Genomic DNA, 21,321 nt, shown 5'->3' with positions numbered 1-21,321 from the left:
CAGGCGCGCGTCAGGCGTGTTCATGAGGACGCCCACCGGCCGGGCCGGTCGATGGGCGAAAACGGGCCGGGTGCGCTCCCTCAAGGCACCCGGCCGCGGAGCCCGAAGGCCCGCGTCACTTCAGCGAGACGCCGTAGAATTCGTGGCGGCCGAACGGGCTCACCTTGTAGTCCACCACTTCCTTGCGGATGGGCTCGTAGACGACCGAATGGGCGATGGTGAACCAGGGCGCGTCTTCCTTCACGATGACCTGCGCCTGTTCATAGAGCTTGGTGCGCTCGGCGAGGTCGGAGGAGACCCGGGCCTTGTTGATGAGCGCGTCGAAGTCCTTGTTGCACCATTTGGCGAGGTTCTGCCCGCCCTGGCGGGCAGCGGGGCAGCCGAGCAGGAAGAAGAAATTGTCCGGGTCGCCATTGTCGCCGGTCCAGCCGAGCTGGCCGGTCGTGTGCTCGCCCTGCTGCATGCGCTTGCGGTACTCGCCCCACTCATAGGACACGAGCTTCGCATTGACGCCGACCTTGGCAAGGTCCGCCTGCATCATCTCGGCGATACGCTTGGCGTTGGGGTTGTAGGGGCGCTGCACCGGCATCCACCACAGGTCGATGTCGAGCGGCGTGGTCACTCCCGCATCGGCCAGCATCTTCTTGGCCTTCTCGGGATCGTAGGGATAGTCCTTCACGTCCTTGTTGTAGGACCAGATCGTCGGCGGGATCGGATTGATCGCGGCCTGGCCGGCGCCCTGATAGACGTCCTTGATGATCGCCGCCTTGTCGATCGCCATGTTGAAGGCCTGCCGCACTTCTTTCTTGTCGAAGGGCGGCTTCTGCACGTTGAACGCCCAGTAGGCGATGTTGAGGCCCGGCTGCGACAACAGGTTCACCGCCGGATCGGTCTTCATCGCCGCGATATCGGCCGGGTTCGGCGCGATCATCACCTGGCATTCGCCCTTCTTCAGCTTCGCATAGCGGGCCGTCGGATCGGGCGTGATGGCATAGACCAGGTTGTCGATCTTGGCCTTGCCGTCGAAATAGTCCGGGAAGGCCTTGTAGCGGATCACCGCGTCCTTCTGGTAGGCGACGAACTGGAACGGGCCGGTGCCGACCGGGATCTGGTCGAACTGCTCGGGCGTGCCCTTCTTGAGCAGATAGTCGGCATATTCCTTCGAGTGGATGGTGCCGAAATCCATGGCGAGGTTGGCGAGCATCGGGGCGTTCGGCTCGTTCAGCACGAACTTGACGGTGTAATCGTCCACCTTGTCGATGCTCTTGAGCAGGTCGGGCATGCTCATGTCGTTGAAGTAGTCATAAGCGCCGCCGGTGACCTTGAAATAGGGGTTGTCCGGCTTCCACTGGCGTTCGAAGGAGAACAGCACGTCATCGACGTTGAAATCGCGGGTCGGCTTGAAGCCGTTGACGCCGGAATGGAATTTCACGCCCTTGCGCAGCTTGAAGACGATCTCCTTGCCGTCGGGACTCACGGTCCAGCTCTCGGCGAGGCCGGGAACCACCTTGGTGGTGCCGCGCTCGAACTCGACGAGCTGGTTGTAGACCGGGCGGGCGGCATCGAAGCTGGTGCCGGTGGTATTCAGGGCGGGGGTGAAGTTCTCGGGACTGCCTTCGGAGCAGTACACCAGCGTGTTCGCATAGGCAGGCACGGCAAGAATCGAAAGAACGGCAGCCGCCGCGATTTTCGCTTTCAGGAGCGACATGTTCGGAGTTCCCCTCTGAAGACGGTCCGCAGGGCGGCTTATGCCGATTTCCTCTGGGCGGATCGCCGATGACGCTGACTGAAACACGGCGTTCGCCGCAGCGCAATCAGGGAGAAGGCCCCGACAAAAGTCTAAAATCTGCAGCCATGGCGTGCAGGGGTCTGCAGGGTCGTACGGGATGCGGCCGCGATGCCGATGGGCTAGAAGGAGAGAAACGACGCGCGGGCAGGAAAGCCCGCGCCATCGGGAGATCGACATATGAGCGCCAACGCCTCCGCCCCCGCCCCCAAGGCAGCCCGCAGCCTTCCGGCCTTCGACTGGGCCGACCCGTTCGACCTCGACGGCCAGCTGAGCGAGGAGGAGCGCCTCGTCCGCGACACCGCCCGCGACTATGCGCAGGAAAAGCTGGCGCCCCGCGTCGCCACAGCCTTCCGCGACGAACGGTTCGACCGCGAGATCATGTCGGAGATGGGCGAACTGGGCCTGCTGGGGCCCACCATCCCGGAAGAATATGGCGGCGCCGGCCTCGGCTATGTGTCCTATGGCCTCGTCGCCCGCGAGGTGGAGCGGGTGGATTCGGGCTACCGCTCGGCCATGAGCGTGCAGTCCTCGCTGGTGATGCATCCGATCCACGCCTATGGCGACGAGAGCCAGCGGAAGAAATATCTGCCGCGCCTCGCCACCGGCGAGATCGTCGGCTGCTTCGGCCTCACCGAGCCGGATGCGGGTTCCGACCCCGCCGGCATGCGTACTCGCGCGGAAAAGATCGACGGCGGCTACCGCCTCTCCGGCGCCAAGATGTGGATCACCAATGCGCCGATCGCCGACGTCATGGTGGTGTGGGCGAAGTCGGCCGCCCATGACAACGCCATTCGCGGCTTCGTGCTGGAACGGGGCATGAAGGGGCTGTCCACCCCCAAGATCGAGAACAAGCTGTCGCTGCGCGCCTCGATCACCGGCGAGATCGTGATGGACGGCGTCGAGGTGCCCGAGGAGGCGCTGCTGCCGAACGTCTCCGGCCTCAAGGGCCCGTTCGGCTGCCTCAACCGCGCCCGTTACGGCATCGCCTGGGGCGTGATGGGGGCGGCGGAAGCCTGCCTCGCCTCGGCCCGCAGCTACACGCTCGACCGCAAGCAGTTCGACAAGCCGCTCGCCGCCACCCAGCTCGTGCAGAAGAAGCTCGCCGACATGCTCACCGAGATCGGCCTCGGCCTGCAGGGCGTGCTGCGCGTCGGCCGGCTGTTCGAGGAGGGACGGCTGCCGCCGGAGCTGATTTCCGTGGTGAAGCGCAACAATTGTGGCAAGGCGCTCGACATCGCCCGGCTCGCCCGGGACATGCATGGCGGCAACGGCATTTCCGGCGAATATCCGGTGATGCGCCACATGGTGAACCTCGAGACGGTGAACACCTATGAGGGCACCCATGACATCCACGCGCTGATCATCGGGCGCGCCATCACCGGCCATCAGGCGTTCTTCTGAGCAGGCCTCACGGGGCGGCCGCGTTGCCGCCCCGACCGTGGCAGAGAATATTGACCAGCCGCCCGGCCGGATCGCGCACATAGACGCGGCGCACCCCCCACGGCTCCTCCGCCGGCCCATAGGCGGGCGTGACGCCCATGGCCCGCATCCGGGCAAGCACCATGTCCAGATCGTCGACCTCGATCGAGAGGTCCGGTACCGGTGTGCCCGAGCCCCCCTCGCTGGCAATGCCGAGCTGCGCCGCGCCATGAGGTGCGCCGGCCAGCGTGACGATCCAGCCGTGATCCATCACCGGTTCCAGATCCAGCAGCTTGCGATAGAAGGCGACGACCTTTGCGATGTCATCGGTCGCGATGTTCGGGACAATGCGAAGAACGGTCATGGATGTATTTTTCTGGATGAAGATCCATCGTAGACCGTAATATACGACCTCATATGTCTACAATAGACGTGAATATATTTGACTATACATTGATATCTGCGTAATCGTTTTTCCAGAGCAGTCAAGGGGGCATCATGACGAAGCGCGCCATCTCCTTTTCCGATCTGAAGATTCTCGTCGAGGCGGCGCTGGTCGCGAGCGGCGCGCGGGCGGATGTCGCGGCCATCATGGCGGAATCGGTGGTGCGTACGGAGGAGGCGGGCGTGGCCTCCCATGGCCTCGCTTATGTGCCGACCTATTGCGAGCATGTGCGCATCGGCAAGGTGGACGGGCAGGCGGTGCCTCGTCTCGAGCGGCCGAAGCCGGCCTTGCTGGTGGCCGATGCCGCCTCCGGCTTCGCCCATCCCGCCATCCGGCTCGGCTTCGAGGCGCTCATCCCGCTGGCGCGGGAGATGGGGGTGGCTGCGCTCGCCATCCGCAATTCCTACAATGCCGGCGTGCTGGGCCTGCACACGGAGGCGCTGGCGGCGGCCGGGCTGGTCGGCATCGGCTTCACCAATGCGCCGGCCTCCATCGCTCCGGCGGGCGGCACCAAGCCGGTGATCGGCACCAATCCCTTCGCCTTCGCGGTGCCGGACGGCAAGGGCGGGGTGCTGCTCTCCATCGACCAGAGCGCCAGCGTCATCGCCAAGAGCGAGGTGATGAAGCATGCGCGGGAGGGGCGCCCGATCCCGCCCGGCTGGGCGCTGGGGCCGGACGGGCAGCCGACCACCGATGCGAATGTCGGACTGTCCGGCAGCATGGCGCCGTCCGGCGGGCACAAGGGCGTCGGCATCGGGCTGATGGTGGAGCTTTTGGCCGCCGCGGCCAGCGGGGCGACGCTCGGCATCGACGCCAGCCCGTTCTCCGGTCCCAATGGCGGACCGCCGCGCACCGGACAGTTCTTTCTCGCCATCGATGCCGCGACCAGCTCCGGCGGCCTGTTCGGCGAGCGCGCGGCGCGCCTGGCCGAGGCGCTCACCGCGCAGGAGGGCGTGCGCCTGCCCGGCGCCCGCAAGGAGCAGGCCCGCCGCCGCCATCGCGCCGCCGGCACGGTGGAGGTGGATCAGGGGCTCTACGACAAGGTCGCGGCCCTCGCCGGGGCACAGGCCTGAGGCCGGCGCGGCGTGCCGCATCCGGCCAGTCCGTATCCGCTCAGTCATTGTCCGTGAGGCTCGCGCCGGCACCCGAGGCGCGCGAGCGGGCGGATGCGGGGACATAGGTTTTCCGGGCGAGTTCCCCGATCGCAACCCATGCACCGTGGGCCACCACGCTCCGGCTCGCGGGCGGCAGCCGCACCGCGAGAGGCTCGCCGCCGGTCGAGATCGTGACCGCCTGCCCCTCGGTCCAGCCGGACGGCAAGGGCGTGCCGCTGCGGCTCAGCGTGTCGAGCGGGCCGAGATGCAGGCTCGCGCGCTGCTGCGCGGCGCTTTGCCAGTCGAGCTGCCAGCCCTCGGGCGGTATGTCGGCCGCCAGCAGCGCCGCCATCCAGAGCGGCCGGCCGGAGAGGATGGCGGGCCCCCTCATCTCGCCCTCATCCACCAGCCGGCAGATGCGCGCGACGAAGCTCCCGGCGTCCGGGTCGTCGAGCAGGGCCAGCAAAGCGGGTGCCCAGTCGAGCCCGTAGCGGGCAAGCCAGCGTGCGGCGCGCCCGACATCCTCGGCCGCACCCCATGAGAGGCCAGCGCCCCGCGCCGCCTTGGCGGCCTGCAGTTCCACTTCGTTCAGAGAGAGCTCGATCATGCGGACCTCCTCAGGCGGCGACAGGTTCAGTCTCGATGCGGCACAGCTCCTCCGGGAACGGCGCGCCGTGAAACAGCGTGATGCGCAGCCAGAGGTCGGAGCGGGGGTCGAAGCGCGAGGCGCCGAAGAAGGAGAGCTTGCAGCGCAGCAGGTCGATCGGCCGCATCCGTCCGTCGACGAGGTTGTCGCGGATCTCGGCATAGGGATGGGTGGCGACGAACTGCACGCGGCGCACGATGTGACGAAGCTCCGGGTGCCGGGCGACCAGCTCCGCCACCGGCAGGGCGGGATCGGCATCCGCCAGGCGGCGGCTCAGCGCCTCGGCCTCATGGGCGAAGGTGAGGGGCAGTTCGCGCTCGGCGCCATCGTCCAGCGCGCGGGTGCCGAGGCGGGGCTCCAGCTTCTCCTCGGAGACGTACCAGAACCGGGCCGAGGCTTCCGGCGCCGCACGGTCGAGATCGAGCGCCCAGCCATAGTCGCGCTGGAGCAGGGCGGCGAGCGCGCCGCAGGACATGGCTCCGTCGAGCCGGTGGCTGACCGCCTCCTCGGCAGCCATGGTGCCGGTGAGATCGTCCACCAGCGCGCCATTGGGTTCCAGCAGCAGCGAGACCGTGAATTCCTGCGCCTCGACGGACAGCTCGTCGGCGGCGAAGCGATACAGCACGTCCCAGTCGCCGCCGGTGGCCGCCAGCCGTTCGACGGCGTCGGCGAGCCTTGCGAGATCGGCGTCGAGCCGGGCGATCCGCCCGGCCTGCGTCGCGTCCTGCGTGACCCAGTCGGCGAGGCCGGCGCGGGCGATGGCGAGGTGCCTGGCAATCGCGGCGACGGTGTCCGGCGTGGAGGCGGCGGCGCGCACGCGGGCCAGCGCGGTCTCGCGGGCCAGCATCCAGTTGTGCAGCAGCAGCGGATGGCGCACGAGGAAAGGCGCCATGCCGAGCCCGGTGGAATTGCCCACGCCGAGCCGGCGGCGCAGATCGGGGGCAAGGCGCACCGCCTCAGGGCTGCGCTGCCCGGCGACATGGTCGACGAGGTCGAGCGTGAAGCTGCGGATCAGCCAGACCGTCAGCATCTCCGCCTGGAACGGCCCGTTCAGGTCCTCCCGCGCGGCGATGATGTCGCGGTCGGCGATACCGAACTTGCCGTTGCCATAAACCGCGGTGGTCCGCATCAGATAGCCGACCGACTCCAGGAGCTCCTGCGGCGGCTGGGTGCCGGCGGCAAGGTGGCTCACCACCGTCTCGAACAGCCGCACGCTACGGTTGGCGCGCGAGAGCACGAGGTCGCGCTCGCTGAAGCGGCCGGCTTCCTGTCGGGGGGCATTGGCGGCGAGACGCTCGATCTCGGCAGCGTCCGGTACGCCGTCATAGAGCACGTAGGAGGTGTCCCACGCCTCGGCGATGACGCGGTCGGTGCGCTGGTCGTCGGGCAGGTCGCGGGAGAAGGCAATGAGGCTGTAGCGATGGCGCGGCGTGGTTACCGTGTAGACCGCGTGGCCGAAGCCCTGCGCGTCGATGGCCCATATGGTGCGGGCAAAGCTCCAGCCCTCATCGGCGACGCGGCGCAGCAATGTGGGGGCGAAGCTTAGCCGGCTGGCATGCATCGCACCCATACGGGAGAGGCACATCACCTCGGAGGGTGGGCGAAGGGACAGGCTGGGGGGCACGCTGGGGATGGCCGCATTCATGCCGCCGCCTCCGTGTCGGATGTTGCGGGGAGCGGGCGCAGGGCGTCGCGCAGGAAGCGATACCAGTTGCCGCCGAGCAGCTTTTCCACCTCGTCCGGCCGGAAGCCAGCGGCGGTGAGACCTTCGGCGATGCGGGGAAAATCGCGATTGTCGCGGAACCAGTCCGGCTGGGCCGGGAAGTTGATCGGAGCGTCGCCGGGCCGGCACCATTTGCCCTCGCGCATCCAGCGCACCACCTCGTCCGGCTGGTCCTGGCAGAGGTCCGAGCCGATGCCGACGCGGTCGATGCCGACCACCTCGGCGGTATCCCGTGCCATGGCGCAGAATCGGGCGAGCGTGGTCTGCGAGCTGTCCGGCAGGTGGTGGGGGTAGAGCGAGAGGCCGAGCATGCCGCCGCGTGCGGCGAGCGCTTCCATCAGCGGGCGCGAGACGTTGCGCCCGGTCGCCCGCCACCAGGCGGGGTTGGCATGGCTGACGGCAACGGGGCGGGAGGAGCAGGCGATCGCCTCCAGCGCGGTGCGCTCGCCGGCATGGGAGAGGTCGACCACCATGCCGAGCCGGTTCATCTCGCCGATCACCTCGCGTCCCATGCGGGTCAGCCCGCCATCGACCGGTTCCATCCACCCGCTGCCGAGCAGCGACTGGTTGTTGTAGGTCGGCTGCAGGAAGCGGATGCCGAGCGTGTGCAGCACCTCGACGAGGCCGAAATCATCCTCGACCGGCATGGGGTTCTGCAGCCCGAACAGGATCGCGGTCCGTCCGCTCGCCCGCGCCCGGTCGATGTCCTCGACGCTGCGGGCGTGCAGGATGAGGTCCGCGTGATCGCGGAACCGGGCGTTCCAGGCGACGACATGGTCCACCGTGCGGCGGAAATTCTCGTGATAGGCAATGGTGACATGCACCGCGCTCATGCCGGCGGCGCGCATCTGCTCGAACACGTCGCGCGACCAGCGGCAGAACTGCAGCCCGTCGATGAGGAGGGGGGAGGGCGCGGCCATCAATCCGCCTCCCCGGCGAAGACATAGGCGGTCTTCACCTGCGTGTAGAACTCGGCGGCGTTGCGGCCCTGCTCGCGCGGCCCGTAGCTCGACCCGCGGATGCCGCCGAAGGGAACGTGATAATCCGTGCCCGCGGTCGGCAGGTTCACCATCACGCAGCCGGAGCGCGAGGCGCGGCGGAATTTCGTGGCGCGGGCCAGGGAGCGGGTGCAGATGCCCGCCGTCAGGCCGAAGGGCGTTCCATTGGCGAGCGCGATGGCGTGGTCGAGGTCGTCCGCGGGGATCAGGCAGGTGATGGGGGCGAACATCTCCTCCTGGTTCACCCGCATCTCGTTGCGCGTGCCCAGCACAACGGTCGGTGCCATGTAGAAGCCGTCCGCCGGACCCTCGATCCGGGTGCCGCCGCAGGCGATCTCCCCGCCCTCGGCGCGGGCAAGCGCCACATAGCCAAGATTGGCCTCGAGCTGCCCGGCGCTCACCACCGGGCCCATCTGCGTCGCCGGATCGAGCGCATGGCCGACGCGCAGCGCCTTCGCCCGCGCCAGCAGCTTCCCGGCGAACGCCTCATAGACCGGGCGATGCACGATGAGGCGGGAGGAGGCGGTGCATTTCTGCCCCGTACCGCCGAAGGCGCCGTTGGCGGCAAGGTCGGCGGCGCGATCGAGATCGGCGTCGTCCATCACCACCAGCGGATTCTTGGAGCCCATCTCCATCTGCAGCTTCACCAGCCGCGGCGCGGCGTGGGCGGCGATGTCGCGTCCCACCTCGCAGGAGCCGGTGAAGGTGAGCCCGTCAATATCTGCCTCCGCCGCCAGCGCCCGGCCGAGCGCGCCGCCGGGGCCCATGACGAGGTTGAACAATCCCGCCGGGATCGCCTGCCGGGAAATGATGTCGGTGAGCGCATGGGCGCTGGCCGGGGTGAGATTGGCCGGCTTCCAGATCACCGCATTGCCGAAGGCGAGCGCAGGCGCGATCTTCCAGGCGGCGGTCGCCATGGGGAAGTTCCAGGGCGAGATCACCGCCACCACGCCGAGCGGCTCACGGGTGACGCTCACCTCCACGCCGGGGCGTACCGAATCGGCGACGTCGCCGAGAATGCGCAGCACCTCGCCGGCGAAATAGGTGAAGAACTGCCCGGCGCGATAGACCTCGCCGCTGCCCTCAGGGAGCGGCTTGCCTTCCTCGCGGGAGAGCAGCCGGCCAAGCTCGGCGCTGCGGGCCATCAATTCGCGGCCTATGGCGTCCAGTACCGCGGAGCGGGCCTCCAGCCCGGTCGCAGCCCAGATCGGCTGGGCGCTGCGCGCAGCCGTGGCTGCTTCGTGCACCTGTGCGACGCTCGCCTGCGCATAGAGGCCGACAAGGTCGGTCTGGTCGGAGGGCGAGCGGTTTTCGATGGTCGAGGAGCCCTCGACCCAGCGCCCGCCGATATAGTTCTGAGCAACGTCCATCCGACCCATCCTACTGACAGCGGCGCCATGCTCGGGCCGGGACGGTGTTTCAGTCAATCGCGGAATATTGCACTATCGTTCAGGTCAACTGAACGGAGCGCCCATGATCAGCCTCACCGGATTGCGCACCTTCGTCGCAGTGGTGGAAACTGGCGGCATCAGGCCCGCCGCTCACCGCCTGAACCGCACCCCATCGGCGGTTTCCATGACGCTGAAGCAGCTTGAGGCGGATATCGGGGGGGCGCTGTTCCTCGCCGAACGCAAGGCGGCGCTGAGCCAGCTCGGCTATCGCGTGCTCGACGAGGCGCAGGCGCTGCTCGCCCATTATGAGCGCTCCTGCGCGGCGCTACGCGCCTTCGCCGCCAATCAGGTCGGGCGCTGCGATGTCGCGAGCGTGCCCTCGGTCGCCACCACCTTCCTACCCGCCGCCATCGCCCGGCTGCGGACAGATGCGCCCGACCTTCAGGTGAGCCTGCGCGACATGGATTCGGCGGCGGTGATCGACGCGGTGGACAATGGCCGGGTCGAGATCGGCTTCTGCGTGCTCAACCAGCCGCGGCAAGGCATCGCCTTCACCCCGCTGCTGCGCGAGACGCTGGAACTGGTGTGCCGCGCCGACCATCCGCTGGCGCGACAGGGCGGCGCGGTCGCGTGGCCGGCGCTGACAGGGGAGACCTTCATCGTCAATGGCAGCATGGCCGGGCTGAGTCCGCCGCACGCCGCCACGACGCTGGAGGCCCGCAACGTGGCTTCGATCCTGGCGATGATCCGGGCGGGGCTGGGCGTTTCGATCCTGCCGCGGCTGTGTCGTCCTGCCGATGCGGAGATCGCCTTCCTGCCGCTGGCCGACGCCGCGTGCGCCCGCACGCTGGGCTGGATCGCCCGGGCCGACCGCAAGCTGCAGCCGGCGGCAGCGCGGCTGGTGGCGGCGGTGGCGGACGTGATCGGGGAGGAGCAGGCGGCCTTCGGCTATGAGCTGGCGCGTTGACGTTCAGCCGAAAGGATGGGCGAACAGCACGGTGCCCGCGATCGCCGCATAGGCGAGGGCGAAGAGCACGCGGTCGCGATAGCGGTTGAAGGTCGTGCGCATGGGAAGCATCCGTTGACGATGCGATTAATCTACAGACAGAGTGGAGAACTGTAAAGCGTTGTCTGTGGAATGTCTTTAATCAACGGATATTAAATGTATTACTCGCTGTCCGCTGCCTCGCGTTCGAAGGCCATGGTGAAACCGACGACGCGGCGGTCGACCCTTATGTCGCTGGCGCGCAGCGCGCGGGCCAGCGACAGGCCAGCCATGGAGCGGGCGCGGGAGAGGGCGACATAGGTCTGGCCGGCGGCGAAGGCGCCGCCATCGAGGTCGATGCGCACATCCTCCAGCGTCAGCCCCTGCGCCTTGTGCACCGTCACCGCCCAGGCCGGCACCAGAGGGAGCTGCGAATAGGAGCCGACGATCTTGGCCGCGATGGTGCCGCCACTCTCGTTCCAGTCGTAGCGGATGCGCTCCCAGCTCGTCGCCTCGATCTCGCAGAGCTGGCCGGAGGCGTCGAAGCGGACATAGGCGCGGTCGGCGGCGAGCCCGACCACCGTGCCGACCGAGCCGTTGACCCATTGCCGCGCGGGATCGTTGCGCACGGCCATGACGCGGGCGCCCACCTTCAGCACCAGCGTCTCGGGCACCGGCAGGCGGTCGGTGGCGATGTCGAACTCGCCTTCGCTGACCCCGCCATAGGCGCGTCCGGCATCATGCAGCGCGTCGAGCCCGCGCTGGTTGTAGGCGTCCACGCGGGCATTGGTGGGGGCGAGCACCACCGGCACCTTGCCGGGACGGTGGTCGCGGTGGCAGGCGGCGTTGATCGCTTCGATCGCCGCCTGCACGTTGCGGCCGGCGCGCAAGGCGGCGAGATGGGCGACGAATTCTTCTTCCGTCTGCCGGTACACCCGGTTGAAGGCGACGCGGTCGACCTCCGCCTCACGCAGCACGCGGGCATCGAAGGCGAAGGGGCCGTCATAGCCGAGCAGCGCCAGCATCTCGCGCTCCACCGTCGGCACCACCGGCGGCAATTGCAGGAAATCGCCGACCAGCACCATCTGCACCCCGCCGAAGGGTCGATCGTCCTCCCGGACAATGCGCAGGCAGCGGTCGATGGCGTCGAGCACATCGGCCCGCACCATGGAGATCTCGTCGATGACGAGCCGCTCCAGCTTTTTCATGAGGGTGCGGCGGGCGGTCTTCGGCTTCACCTCGGCCGGATCGACGAGGCGGGGCGGCAGGCCGAAGAAGGAGTGGATGGTCTGCCCGCCGAGTTGCAGCGCGGCGACGCCTGTCGGCGCGAGAAAGGCCTGCCGGCCTTCGCCCATACGCCGCACCGCCTGCAGGAAGGTGGTCTTGCCGGTGCCCGCGCCACCCAGCACCATGACGACAGGGGTGCCGCGCTTCAGCCGCTCCAGCGGTTCGGCGAAGGCGTCTTCGGGCACGCCCGCCGGCATCTTTTCGAGCGCGGCCGCATGTGCTGCTTCGATCTGGGCGTGCGCCTTGCGGATCGCCATCGCCTTGCGCCGGGCGGCGGGGTCGGGAATCGGTTGGGAGGCAGGGGTCTTCATGGCGGGGAGAGAAGCACAGGCGTCCCGCGCTTCTCAATGCATCTTGATCAGCACGAGGCCGGCGACGATGAGCCCGGCGGCGAGGATGCGGTTGGCGCGCAGCGGCTCGTGCAGCACCAGCACCGCGATCACCGCGCCGAACAGCACGCTCGATTCCCGCACCGCCGCCACCAGCCCGATCGGCGCGCGGGTCATCGCCCAGATCGAGATCCAGTAGGCCGACAGCGACATCGCCCCTCCGGCGAAGCCCGGTCCGATGAAGGCGAGCGTGGGCCTGAGCGCCGTGGGACCCTTCCAGACGAGCGCGGTGAGGGTGATGAGCAGGCTGTCCATCACGAACAGCCATGCCGAATACAAATGCGGATTGCCCGCGCTGCGCGCCCCCAACCCGTCGACCAGCGTGTAGGCGGTGATGCTCACGCCGCAAATGAGGGCCAGCCGCAGCGCGCGCGGATCGAACCGCGTGCCGGCGTTGCGCCAGGCGATGGCGACGATGCCGAAGGCCAGCAGGACGACGCCGAGCAGCCCCTGTCCGTCGATGGGCTCGCCCAGCACGGTGAGGGAGATGAGCGCGGTCATCAGCGGCGCGCTGCCGCGTGCCACAGGGTAGACCTGCCCCATGTCGGCGAGGCGGTAGGCCCCGCTCAGCGTCAGGTAATAGACGAGATGGATGGCGATGGAGGCGAAGATCCACGGCCAGACATGCAGCGGCGGCAGGCCGAACCAGATCGCCGCCGGCAAAGCGATGATGCCGCAGGCCGCATTCACCAGAACCACGGCGAGGAACGGGTCGAGCCGGATCTTGAGGATGGCGTTCCAGCCGGCATGCATCGCCGCCGCGGCCATCACCGCCATGAATACGCTGACGTCCATTGCCGCCCGGCCCGGAGAGGAAAACAGCCCGTCATGCGAACGTCATCGAAGCGACGTCGAAGCGTCATGGAGCCATCGGGGAATTAATCGATTCCGCGACGTCCGCCAAGCGGAAGCACCCCTCAGCCGCGGCCGAACAGCTCGCGCAACGGGTTAGCGAGGTCGCCGCGCTCGCCGACATGCACGCTCGGCAGGCCGAGCCAGAAGGCGAGCAGCCGCAGCTCCTCCGCCAGCGGCTCAACGACCTCGCCGGCCGCGACGCCGTCCTCGATATGCGCGGCCGGCACGCTGAGAACGCCCGTCGCCCGCTCCGCCTTCACGTCGATGCGCGCCACCAGACGGTCGCCGAGCAGTAGCGGCATGACGTAGTAGCCATGCGAACGCTTGTCGGCGGGGGTGTAGAAGGCGAGACGGTAGTGGAAGCCGAACAGCTCCTGCGTGCGCCGCCGCTCGAAGATGAGCGAGTCGAAGGGCGAGAGCAGCGCGCGGGCCCCGATGCGGCGGGGGATCTTCTGCGCCGGATCGAGATAGGCGGGCCGGCTCCAGCCCTCCACCGCGACCGGCAGCAGCCGGCCATCCTCCACCAGCTCGGCGACCCGGGCCTTGGATTCGGTGGGGTCGAGGCGGAAATAATCGCGCAGGCAGGGCTCGGTCGCGACGCCCAGCGCGCGGGCGGCGACCATCACCAGCTGGCGCTGCGCCTCCTCGGCCGGCACGGTCGGGGCGGCGAGCACCTCGGCCGGCAAGACCCGCTCGGTGAGATCGTAGACCCGTTCGAAGCCGCGGCGCTGCGCAGTGGTGACCTCGCCGGCCCAGAACAGGAATTCGAGCGCCTGCTTACCCGCGCTCCAGCCCCACCAGCCGCCTTCGCCCTTGCTGCCGTCGGAAAGCTCGCCCGCCCCCAGGGGACCGCGCGTGCGGATTTCCTCGCGCACTGCTTCGATATAGTCGGCCTGTTCGCGGGCGAAGCGGGCGAGGCCGCCATAGATGCCGTGCCCACGCGCGGCCCGCTCCATGCGCCAGCGCATCAGCGGCTGCAGCGCGACCGGCAGCAGCGAGGCCTCGTGGCCCCAATATTCGAACAGGATGCGGCGGCGCCCCTGCGTCGCGGCGTCGAGCCGCTCCATCGGATAGGGGCCGAGGCGGGAGAACAGCGGCAGATAGTGCGAGCGCACCAGCACGTTGACCGAGTCGATCTGGAGCAGGCCGAGACGGTCGGCCATGCGCCGCATCGGACCATAGGAGGTGTGGACATGGGCGCGCTCCGCCCCGCCATGCCCGGATCCGAAGCCTTGCGCCGCCAGCGCCAGGCGCCGCGCCTCCTTCAGTGAAAGACGGGCACGCGGTGCGGGAACGGGATCGTCGGAAGGCAGGGCCATGGTGCAGCGCTCATCCGCTCGTGCCGGGTGGCGGAGGATGGGGGGAGTCGCAGGCCAGGGGCAAGGCGGCGGAGCGGGCGACGGCCGGAACGTGCCCGGCCGTCGCGCCTTCGTCAGGCGTCACACATTGAGCTGGGTGACGAACTTGGTGTTGACATAGGCGTCCATCGCCTCGATGCCGCCTTCCGAGCCGAAGCCGGAATCCTTGATGCCGCCGAACGGCGTCTCGGGGAAGGCGAGGCCGTGATGGTTGATCGACACCATGCCGCTCTCGACCCGACGGCCGAACTCGTCGGCGAGCTGGCCCGAGCGGGTGTAGGCATAGGCCGCCAGACCCCACGGCAGGCGGTTCGCCTCGTCGAACAGGCCGTCGCGCGAGGAGAAGGAGGAGATCGGCACCACCGGCCCGAACGGCTCCTCGTTCATGATGCGCGCAGAGAGCGGCACCTCGGTAAGGACGGTCGGCTGGAAGAAATAGCCGGTATTGCCGATGCGCCCGCCGCCGGTCCTGAGGCTGGCGCCCTTCTGCAGGGCGTCGGCGGTCAGCGCCTCCATGGCGTCGACGCGGCGGGAATTGGCGAGCGGACCCATGCGCACGCTCTCGTCGAGGCCGTTGCCGACCTTCACCTGCTTCACCGCCTCGGTGAAGCCGTCGACGAAGCGCTCATAGACGTTCTCGTGCACCAGGAAGCGGGTCGGCGAGACGCAGACCTGCCCGGCATTGCGGAACTTGGCGCCGGCCAGCATCTTGATGGCATGGTCGAGGTCGGCATCCTCGAACACCACGGCCGGGGCATGGCCGCCGAGCTCCATGGTGACGCGCTTCATGTGCTCGCCCGCCAGCGCGGCCAACTTCTTGCCGACGGGGGTGGAGCCGGTGAACGTCACCTTCTTGATGACCGGATGCGGGATCAGGTACTCGGAAATTTCCGAGGGCGTGCCGTAGACCAGATTGACGACGCCCGCCGGGATCCCGGCATCCTCATAGCACTTCACCAGCGCGGCGCAGCTCGCCGGGGTCTCTTCCGGTCCCTTGAGGATGATGGTGCAGCCGGCGGCGATGGCGGCGGAACACTTGCGCACCGCCTGGTTGATCGGGAAGTTCCACGGGGTGAAGGCGGCGACCACGCCCACCGGCTCGCGGTGCACGATCTGCTGCACGCCCTCGGCGCGGGCGGGGATCAGCCGGCCATACTGGCGACGGCCTTCCTCGGCGAGCCAGTCGATGATGTCGGCGGCGGCCAGGGTCTCGACGCGCGCCTCGGCGACCGGCTTGCCCTGCTCCATGGTCATGATGCGGGCGATCTCTTCGTGCCGTTCGCGCAGCAGCTCGCCGGCCTTGCGCAGCAGCTTGTAACGCTCATGCGCGGTGACGCGGCTCCATTTCGCGAAAGCGCGGGAGGCGGCTTCCAGCGCGGCATCGAGCTCGGCGCGCCCGGCATGGGCCACCCGGCCGATCTCCTCGCCGGTCGCCGGATTCAGCACCGGATCGCTGGACGGACCGGGAATCCATTTGCCGTCGATGAAGAGGGACGTGTCGGGGTAGGTGGCGGTCAGCATGGGACTATCCTTCAGCCGTTCGTCGCGGGTCCTTCACCTAATCACCCTTGGCGCGCGGGAAAAGGCCCCTGCGGTTGCGCACCGTGTTTGAGGGGTGCCAGTCTCATGCGACTTTGGGTGAAGATTCCTTGTGCGCCGGCGCGACATGCGGCATCCCGACACCGCGAACAGGGAACCTTGAATATGGCTGCCGGGTTCCTCTCCTCGGAAAGGCCGGCTTCGAAGCAGGCGGGATGGGTGTGATGCTGGCCTGGATTGGCGCGGATACCGACGCACTGGCGCGTCTGGCGGCGGCCGCCATCATCGGCATGGTGATCGGTATCAACCGCGATATACGCGGCAAGCCGACCGGCATGCGCACGCTCGGACTTGTGTGCACGGGCGCGGCACTCGTGTCGCTGACGGCGATCCGGTTCGGCGATCTCGCCAGCCATCCCGACGCGACGAGCCGCGTGGTGCAGGGCATCGTGCAGGGCGTGCTTACGGGTATCGGTTTTCTCGGCGCGGGCGTGGTGATCCGCGACAATGGCTCGCTCAAGATCCACGGTCTGACGACCGCGGCGACGGTATGGATGACGGCGGCGCTGGGCATTTCCTGCGCGCTGGCGAGCTGGTCGCTCATTGCGATGGGCGTGTTCATCACGCTCGGCCTGCTGGTGGTGCTGCATCCGATCGAAAAATGTCTGGAGAGCCGGGCTCTCCTGCGCGGGGCCAAGGTGGCCCCGGAGCCGGAGCCGCCGCTTTTCGCGCAAAGGCCGGGGGAGCCCGATGCGCGGCAAAAATGAATGTGATGGCATTCGTCCCCGCCAAGGAGGTTCCATGGCTCGCATGAGGCTCGACCGGTGATGCAACAGGAGGGCCGGGGTGTGACCGGCGAGGCGGACTCTCCCGGAACCGGCGCCCCGGACAATGACGCACCGCGCCTGTTCGCGGCCGATCCGGCGCGGGCCGCGCGCAAATGGTGGCGGGCGCTCTGGATGCTGGTGGGGGCGGCGGTCGTGCTGACGCTGGCGCTCTGGCTGATGTCGTCCACCACGCCCGGCTGACGCACTTTCCATCCTCTAAACGAAACGGCCGGGCGCTGGCCCGGCCGTTCGGTGGATGTCGAGAACGTCCCGGCCTATTTGCCGCCGGCCAGAATCTCACGCTTGCCGGCATGGTTGGCCGGGCCGACGAGGCCTTCCTTCTCCATCCGCTCCATCAGCGAGGCGGCGCGGTTGTAGCCGATCTGCAGGCGGCGCTGGATGTAGGAGGTGGAGGCCTTGCGGTCGCGCAGCACCACGCCGACGGCCTGGTCGTAGAGATCGCCGCTCTCCTCGCCGGACGTGGCTCCCATGGCGGACTTGTCGAACACCGCGGTGTCCTCGATCCCTTCCGTCTCTTCGCTCTCGTCCGCGGTGACGGCCTCGATATAATCCGGCCGGCCCTGCCGCTTCAGGTGGGCGACGACCTTCTCCACCTCGTGGTCGGAGACGAAGGGACCGTGCACGCGCGAGATGCGCCCGCCGCCCGCCATGTAGAGCATGTCGCCCTGGCCGAGGAGCTGCTCGGCACCCATCTCGCCGAGGATGGTGCGGCTGTCGATCTTCGAGGTCACCTGGAAGGAGATGCGGGTCGGGAAGTTGGCCTTGATGGTGCCGGTGATGACATCCACCGAAGGGCGCTGCGTCGCCATGATGAGGTGGATGCCGGCGGCGCGGGCCATCTGGGCGAGGCGCTGGATGGCGCCTTCGATCTCCTTGCCGGCGACCATCATCAGATCGGCCATCTCGTCCACCACCACGACGATGTAGGGCAGGGCGGAGAGATCCATGATCTCCTCCTCCTCCATCATCTGCCCGGTTTCGCGGTCGAAGCCGGTCTGTACGGTGCGGGTGATGATCTCGCCCTTGGCCCGGGCCTCGGCCATGCGGGCGTTGAAGCCGTCGATGTTGCGCACGCCGAGACGGCTCATCTTCCTGTAGCGATCCTCCATCTCCTTCACCGCCCATTTCAGCGCGATGATGGCCTTCTTCGGATCGGTGACGACCGGGGTCAGCAGATGCGGGATACCTTCATAGACGGAGAGTTCCAGCATCTTCGGGTCGATCATGATCAGGCGGCACTGCTCCGGCCGGTGGCGGTAGAGCAGCGACAGGATCATGGTGTTGATGGCGACCGACTTGCCCGAGCCGGTGGTGCCGGCCACCAGCAGATGCGGCATGCGGGCGAGATCGACGATCACCGGCTCCCCGCCGATGGTCTTGCCGAGCGCGATGGCGAGCTTGGCCTTGGCAGCCGCCAGCTCGAACTCGTGGCTCGCCAGCATCTCGCGCAGCCACACCGTCTCGCGCCGCTGGTTGGGCAGCTCGATGCCGATGACGTTGCGCCCTTCCACCACCGCGACGCGGGCCGAGACCGCGCTCATCGAGCGGGCGATATCGGCGGACAGGTTGGTGACGCGGCTCGACTTGATGCCGGGGGCCGGCTCCAGCTCGTAGAGCGTGACCACCGGGCCGGGATTGGCGTCGATGATCTCGCCGCGCACGCCGAAATCATGCAGCACCTGCTGCAGCTTCACCGAATTGCGGTCGAGATATTCGGCGGACAGTTCGAAATCGGGCTCGACCTCCGGCGGATCGGCCAGCAACTCGATCGGCGGGAAGGCGTAGCCCTCGCATTCCTGTCCGATGTGCGTGGGCGCAAGGCGGGCGGGCGCGAGCGCGAGGGGGTCCTCGACGTCCAGCTCCTCGATATCGGATGCGTCGTCGACATCGTCTTCGTCGGTCGCGTCTTCATCCCTCTCGTCTTCATAAGCCTGCTCCGCGTCGTACTCATCCTCGGCGAACGTATCGGCGGCCTCGAAAACGGGTTCCTGCGCCATCGGCTCCTCGATCGCGGATTCGGGAGCGAGGTTGTCGTCCACAGCCGGGCCATCCATCTCCATCGAGACCTCGGCCGCAGCTTCCGGCGCAGCCGCGGCGAGCGGGGCCGCGATCGCGGATGGGGCGATGAAGACCGGCCAGGCGAAGGAGTAGCGGATATCGGCGGGGCGGGCACGTGCCGTTGCAGGCACGGGTTCCTCCAGCCCGACGACAGCGGGGGCATCCTGCGCGCGTTGGGGGGCGACGGGCGGGCTGTCCCAATCGAGCCGGATCAGCTCGGCAATGCGGCGCACATTTGCCGGCGGGCCGGAGTCGGACGGCTCCTTGCGGCTGATGGTGGCCGGGGTTTCCTTGGCACCGGCTCCAGTCGCGGCAGGAGGGGCGGCTTGGATGACGGGAGAGCCGGTCGCCTGTTCCGTGGCAGGCGTCGGCTCCGCGGCGGCTTCGCTGCGGGCGCGAGCGATGCGGGCGGCGGGCCCGGCGCGCGGCACGATGAGCGGCGGCGGGCGCATGCCCTGCGGGGGCTGCACGGGCGCCGCGGTCGCTTCAGGCTCCTCGCCCGAACCGTCCGGGTCCGGCACACCCGCCACCTGCTGCTGGCGCAGCAGATAGTTCGGCGTGCGAGTGAAGCGGGTGTTGAGGTTGGTCGGCACCACGAAGGGGCGCAGCCAGCTCGGCAGGTTCGGGTCGGCCGGCTCCGCCGCTGCCGGCTTGCGCACCGGAGCCGGTGCGGGCTCGCTGCTGGCCGACGGTGGTGTGTAGGAGGCGGGAAGCGGGGTGGCGCGGCTGCGCGGATTCAGCACGCCGCGCGCGGCCAGTGCCGACGACGAGGCAGCGGTGCCGTGGGTGGGCGCAGGGCCGCCATCGGTCATCGGCGCGGTAGCGGCGCGCAACGGCGCGGAGAGCGGGGGCAGGGCGCTGCCATGGCCCGCCTGCGGCATCGTCGGCGACATCTCGCCGGCGAGGTGCTGCGGTGCCGAAGGGGAGGGCGCGCCGGGAGGCCGCGTGCCGGGCAGCGGGCTGGTGCGCGGCACCGGGCGCGCCGGACGCACCGGCCCCGCCATGCTGCCGAGAACCGGCGACACCGGCTCGGAGGAATCGAACGGATAGGAGGTATCCCCGGGGTGCCGCATGTGCCAGATCGACCTGTCGTGAGTGCCTCGACGAACCGGAAACCGATCCGTCTGCCTGAGCCCTGACGCTAGCGAGATCAGCGTTAATGAACGGTATGGAGACGCCCCCGCGGTAGCCCTTCATGGGCGAGGCAGGAGCTTCATGTGGCCGTTGGGCCACGGTTCCGGGAGGTATGGGGGGACGTCGATCCTGTCACGGTGCGGTATTGCGGCCGATGCGCCGCCGGGCCGCTAGGGCCGGCCAAGCCGGACGGGTGCTTCATCCACAGGAGATGCCGGCCCTGCCGTGGCAGAGCCGGCGGCATGTTCAGTGGGCGATGCCCAGCGTGTCCTTCACCGAGTCGCCGATGAGGTCGTGCGTCTCGGGATGCTTCATGATGTAGCGGCCGAACACCGAACAGCGCGGCAGCACCGAGAGTCCGCGCTGGCGGGCCGAATGCAGGCCCGCTTCGACGAGACGGGTCGCGATGCCGCGTCCGCCCAGTTCCGGGGGAACCTCCGTGTGGGTGAAGATCATGAGTTTGTCGGCGAGAATGTATTGCGCGAAGGCGGTGTGGCCTTCGATCGTGGTCTCGAAGCGGCTCGCTTCGGGATTGTCCTGCACTTCGACGATGGCCTCGCTGGGCATGTTTCCGTCCCTGTTCTGTTGGCTCAGTCGCTGTTGTACAGGCAAATATATGGTCGACCAAATGAATGACCAGCGCTTCCGTGCCGGATGACGGGGACAGTGGGACCCGTCCCGTGTATGCCTGCCCCGGAACGTTTGCCGCCCCGGGGAGGAACCATGTCGTCTGCCGTGCCCGACATCCAGAACCGTGCCGCCCGCAGCGCCCAGCTCGCTTTGCTGGAGGGGCGGCGTTCGGTGTCCTTCATGGAACTCGCCGCGCCGGGGCCCGATGAGGATGAGCTGGCACGGATGCTCACCATTGCGAGCCGGGTGCCGGACCATGCCGCGCTCGTGCCGTGGCGCTTCATCGTTATCGGCGGCCAGAATCGGGCCGATGCCGGCCGGCATCTCGGCGCCGCCTATCGCACCGGCAACGACGCGATGGAGCCGACACGGCGGGAAAAGTTCGCCGGCATCATGGAGCGCCTCTTCCTCCACGCACCGCTGGTGGTTGTCGTGGTGAGCCGCCCGGACCGCTCGACCCGAATTCCGGTGTTCGAGCAGGAGCTGTCCGCCGGGGCCGTGTGCCTCAACCTGCTTCATGCGGCGTATGCGCTCGGCTATGCGGGCAACTGGGTCACCGGTTGGGCAGCCACCCATCCGCAGGCGCGGCGCGTGATCGGGGTGGAGGAAGGCGAGCAGATCGCGGGATTCGTCCATCTCGGCACGCCGCAGCATGCGGTCGCGGATCGCCCGCGCCCGGAGATCGGCGCCATCGTGCAAGCGTGGCATGCGCCGGAGGCGGGCTGAATCGCCC

General features: G+C 68.5%; 18 protein-coding genes. 6 read left to right on the top strand and 12 right to left on the bottom strand.

Annotated elements, in window-relative coordinates; translation table 11 throughout:
* Positions 1-115 precede the first annotated feature (115 nt).
* On the bottom strand, positions 116-1,708 hold the full coding sequence (locus MWN34_RS04910; RefSeq protein WP_247027169.1) for an ABC transporter substrate-binding protein: 1,593 nt from the start codon (positions 1,706-1,708) through the stop codon (positions 116-118).
* Positions 1,709-1,966: 258 nt separating this feature from the next.
* On the opposite strand from MWN34_RS04910, the gene MWN34_RS04905 reads away from it, so the two are divergent.
* On the top strand, positions 1,967-3,190 hold the full coding sequence (locus MWN34_RS04905; RefSeq protein WP_247027167.1) for an acyl-CoA dehydrogenase: 1,224 nt from the start codon (positions 1,967-1,969) through the stop codon (positions 3,188-3,190).
* 7 nt (positions 3,191-3,197) lie between these two features.
* On the opposite strand, the gene MWN34_RS04900 is transcribed toward MWN34_RS04905, so the two are convergent.
* Positions 3,198-3,572 (bottom strand): VOC family protein, encoded by a 375-nt coding sequence (locus tag MWN34_RS04900; RefSeq protein ID WP_247027165.1) that lies wholly within the window; start codon positions 3,570-3,572, stop codon positions 3,198-3,200.
* Between the two features lie 134 nt (positions 3,573-3,706).
* On the opposite strand from MWN34_RS04900, the gene MWN34_RS04895 reads away from it, so the two are divergent.
* On the top strand, positions 3,707-4,726 hold the full coding sequence (locus MWN34_RS04895) for an Ldh family oxidoreductase (RefSeq protein ID WP_247027163.1): 1,020 nt from the start codon (positions 3,707-3,709) through the stop codon (positions 4,724-4,726).
* A 40-nt stretch (positions 4,727-4,766) separates the two neighbouring features.
* On the opposite strand, the gene MWN34_RS04890 is transcribed toward MWN34_RS04895, so the two are convergent.
* The 4 genes from MWN34_RS04890 to MWN34_RS04875 are packed head-to-tail and all read right to left on the bottom strand — an operon-like array spanning position 4,767 to position 9,484.
* Complete coding sequence (locus tag MWN34_RS04890; RefSeq protein WP_247027162.1) at positions 4,767-5,354, bottom strand: DUF3726 domain-containing protein; 588 nt, start codon at positions 5,352-5,354, stop codon at positions 4,767-4,769.
* A 10-nt stretch (positions 5,355-5,364) separates the two neighbouring features.
* A complete protein-coding gene (locus MWN34_RS04885) occupies positions 5,365-7,038 on the bottom strand; it encodes a hypothetical protein (protein ID WP_247027160.1) in 1,674 nt (557 codons plus the stop codon).
* A complete protein-coding gene (locus MWN34_RS04880; protein WP_247027158.1) occupies positions 7,035-8,036 on the bottom strand; it encodes a membrane dipeptidase in 1,002 nt (333 codons plus the stop codon). Before MWN34_RS04880 ends, MWN34_RS04885 begins: the two co-directional genes overlap by 4 nt.
* Entirely contained in the window at positions 8,036-9,484 is a 1,449-nt protein-coding gene (locus MWN34_RS04875; RefSeq protein WP_247027156.1) for an aldehyde dehydrogenase family protein, read from the bottom strand. The genes MWN34_RS04880 and MWN34_RS04875 overlap by 1 nt, the downstream gene beginning before the upstream one ends.
* A 103-nt stretch (positions 9,485-9,587) precedes the next feature.
* Between MWN34_RS04875 and MWN34_RS04870 the strand changes: the two genes are divergently transcribed.
* Complete coding sequence (locus tag MWN34_RS04870; RefSeq protein ID WP_247027154.1) at positions 9,588-10,472, top strand: LysR family transcriptional regulator; 885 nt, start codon at positions 9,588-9,590, stop codon at positions 10,470-10,472.
* 200 nt (positions 10,473-10,672) lie between these two features.
* Here MWN34_RS04870 and MWN34_RS04865 read toward each other — a convergent pair whose 3' ends face one another.
* The 4 genes from MWN34_RS04865 to MWN34_RS04850 all read right to left on the bottom strand — a co-directional run bounded on the left by MWN34_RS04865 (position 10,673) and on the right by MWN34_RS04850 (position 15,900).
* On the bottom strand, positions 10,673-12,088 hold the full coding sequence (locus MWN34_RS04865) for an ATP-dependent DNA helicase (RefSeq protein ID WP_247027152.1): 1,416 nt from the start codon (positions 12,086-12,088) through the stop codon (positions 10,673-10,675).
* A gap of 33 nt (positions 12,089-12,121) precedes the next feature.
* Positions 12,122-12,961, bottom strand: a complete 840-nt coding sequence (locus tag MWN34_RS04860) for an EamA family transporter (protein WP_247027150.1) — start codon at positions 12,959-12,961, stop codon at positions 12,122-12,124.
* A 122-nt stretch (positions 12,962-13,083) separates the two neighbouring features.
* Positions 13,084-14,340 carry a winged helix-turn-helix domain-containing protein gene (locus MWN34_RS04855; RefSeq protein WP_247027148.1) on the bottom strand — a complete coding sequence of 419 codons (1,257 nt, stop codon included), beginning with the start codon at positions 14,338-14,340 and terminating at the stop codon, positions 13,084-13,086.
* A 120-nt stretch (positions 14,341-14,460) separates the two neighbouring features.
* Positions 14,461-15,900, bottom strand: a complete 1,440-nt coding sequence (locus MWN34_RS04850; RefSeq protein WP_247027147.1) for an NAD-dependent succinate-semialdehyde dehydrogenase — start codon at positions 15,898-15,900, stop codon at positions 14,461-14,463.
* Positions 15,901-16,142: 242 nt separating this feature from the next.
* Between MWN34_RS04850 and MWN34_RS04845 the strand changes: the two genes are divergently transcribed.
* The gene (locus MWN34_RS04845; protein WP_247027145.1) at positions 16,143-16,685 is read left to right on the top strand and encodes an MgtC/SapB family protein; all 543 of its coding nucleotides are present in this window, start codon (positions 16,143-16,145) and stop codon (positions 16,683-16,685) included.
* Positions 16,686-16,766: 81 nt separating this feature from the next.
* On the top strand, positions 16,767-16,946 hold the full coding sequence (locus MWN34_RS04840) for a hypothetical protein (RefSeq protein WP_247027143.1): 180 nt from the start codon (positions 16,767-16,769) through the stop codon (positions 16,944-16,946).
* Positions 16,947-17,020: 74 nt separating this feature from the next.
* Here MWN34_RS04840 and MWN34_RS04835 read toward each other — a convergent pair whose 3' ends face one another.
* Entirely contained in the window at positions 17,021-19,897 is a 2,877-nt protein-coding gene (locus tag MWN34_RS04835; protein ID WP_247027141.1) for a DNA translocase FtsK, read from the bottom strand.
* A gap of 307 nt (positions 19,898-20,204) precedes the next feature.
* The gene (locus tag MWN34_RS04830) at positions 20,205-20,525 is read right to left on the bottom strand and encodes a GNAT family N-acetyltransferase (RefSeq protein WP_247027139.1); all 321 of its coding nucleotides are present in this window, start codon (positions 20,523-20,525) and stop codon (positions 20,205-20,207) included.
* Positions 20,526-20,681: 156 nt separating this feature from the next.
* On the opposite strand from MWN34_RS04830, the gene MWN34_RS04825 reads away from it, so the two are divergent.
* Positions 20,682-21,314 carry a nitroreductase family protein gene (locus MWN34_RS04825; RefSeq protein ID WP_247027137.1) on the top strand — a complete coding sequence of 211 codons (633 nt, stop codon included), beginning with the start codon at positions 20,682-20,684 and terminating at the stop codon, positions 21,312-21,314.
* Positions 21,315-21,321 lie beyond the last annotated feature (7 nt).

Source organism: Ancylobacter crimeensis, assembly GCF_023016805.1.
Taxonomy (GTDB): Bacteria; Pseudomonadota; Alphaproteobacteria; order Rhizobiales; family Xanthobacteraceae; genus Ancylobacter; species Ancylobacter crimeensis.
Note: the sequence above shows the minus strand (reverse complement) of the source record. Positions and strands in the feature narration are given on the sequence as shown.

Excerpts from the sequence above, each read along its gene's own strand:
- MWN34_RS04910 (WP_247027169.1), bottom strand. The coding sequence starts at position 1,708 with ATGTCGCTCCTGAAAGCGAAAATCGCGGCGGCTGCCGTTCTTTCGATT.
- MWN34_RS04905 (WP_247027167.1), top strand. The coding sequence starts at position 1,967 with ATGAGCGCCAACGCCTCCGCCCCCGCCCCCAAGGCAGCCCGCAGCCTT.
- MWN34_RS04900 (WP_247027165.1), bottom strand. The coding sequence starts at position 3,572 with ATGACCGTTCTTCGCATTGTCCCGAACATCGCGACCGATGACATCGCA.
- MWN34_RS04895 (WP_247027163.1), top strand. The coding sequence starts at position 3,707 with ATGACGAAGCGCGCCATCTCCTTTTCCGATCTGAAGATTCTCGTCGAG.
- MWN34_RS04890 (WP_247027162.1), bottom strand. The coding sequence starts at position 5,354 with ATGATCGAGCTCTCTCTGAACGAAGTGGAACTGCAGGCCGCCAAGGCG.
- MWN34_RS04885 (WP_247027160.1), bottom strand. The coding sequence starts at position 7,038 with ATGAATGCGGCCATCCCCAGCGTGCCCCCCAGCCTGTCCCTTCGCCCA.
- MWN34_RS04880 (WP_247027158.1), bottom strand. The coding sequence starts at position 8,036 with ATGGCCGCGCCCTCCCCCCTCCTCATCGACGGGCTGCAGTTCTGCCGC.
- MWN34_RS04875 (WP_247027156.1), bottom strand. The coding sequence starts at position 9,484 with ATGGACGTTGCTCAGAACTATATCGGCGGGCGCTGGGTCGAGGGCTCC.
- MWN34_RS04870 (WP_247027154.1), top strand. The coding sequence starts at position 9,588 with ATGATCAGCCTCACCGGATTGCGCACCTTCGTCGCAGTGGTGGAAACT.
- MWN34_RS04865 (WP_247027152.1), bottom strand. The coding sequence starts at position 12,088 with ATGAAGACCCCTGCCTCCCAACCGATTCCCGACCCCGCCGCCCGGCGC.
- MWN34_RS04860 (WP_247027150.1), bottom strand. The coding sequence starts at position 12,961 with ATGGACGTCAGCGTATTCATGGCGGTGATGGCCGCGGCGGCGATGCAT.
- MWN34_RS04855 (WP_247027148.1), bottom strand. The coding sequence starts at position 14,340 with ATGGCCCTGCCTTCCGACGATCCCGTTCCCGCACCGCGTGCCCGTCTT.
- MWN34_RS04850 (WP_247027147.1), bottom strand. The coding sequence starts at position 15,900 with ATGCTGACCGCCACCTACCCCGACACGTCCCTCTTCATCGACGGCAAA.
- MWN34_RS04845 (WP_247027145.1), top strand. The coding sequence starts at position 16,143 with ATGCTGGCCTGGATTGGCGCGGATACCGACGCACTGGCGCGTCTGGCG.
- MWN34_RS04835 (WP_247027141.1), bottom strand. The coding sequence starts at position 19,897 with ATGCGGCACCCCGGGGATACCTCCTATCCGTTCGATTCCTCCGAGCCG.
- MWN34_RS04830 (WP_247027139.1), bottom strand. The coding sequence starts at position 20,525 with ATGCCCAGCGAGGCCATCGTCGAAGTGCAGGACAATCCCGAAGCGAGC.
- MWN34_RS04825 (WP_247027137.1), top strand. The coding sequence starts at position 20,682 with ATGTCGTCTGCCGTGCCCGACATCCAGAACCGTGCCGCCCGCAGCGCC.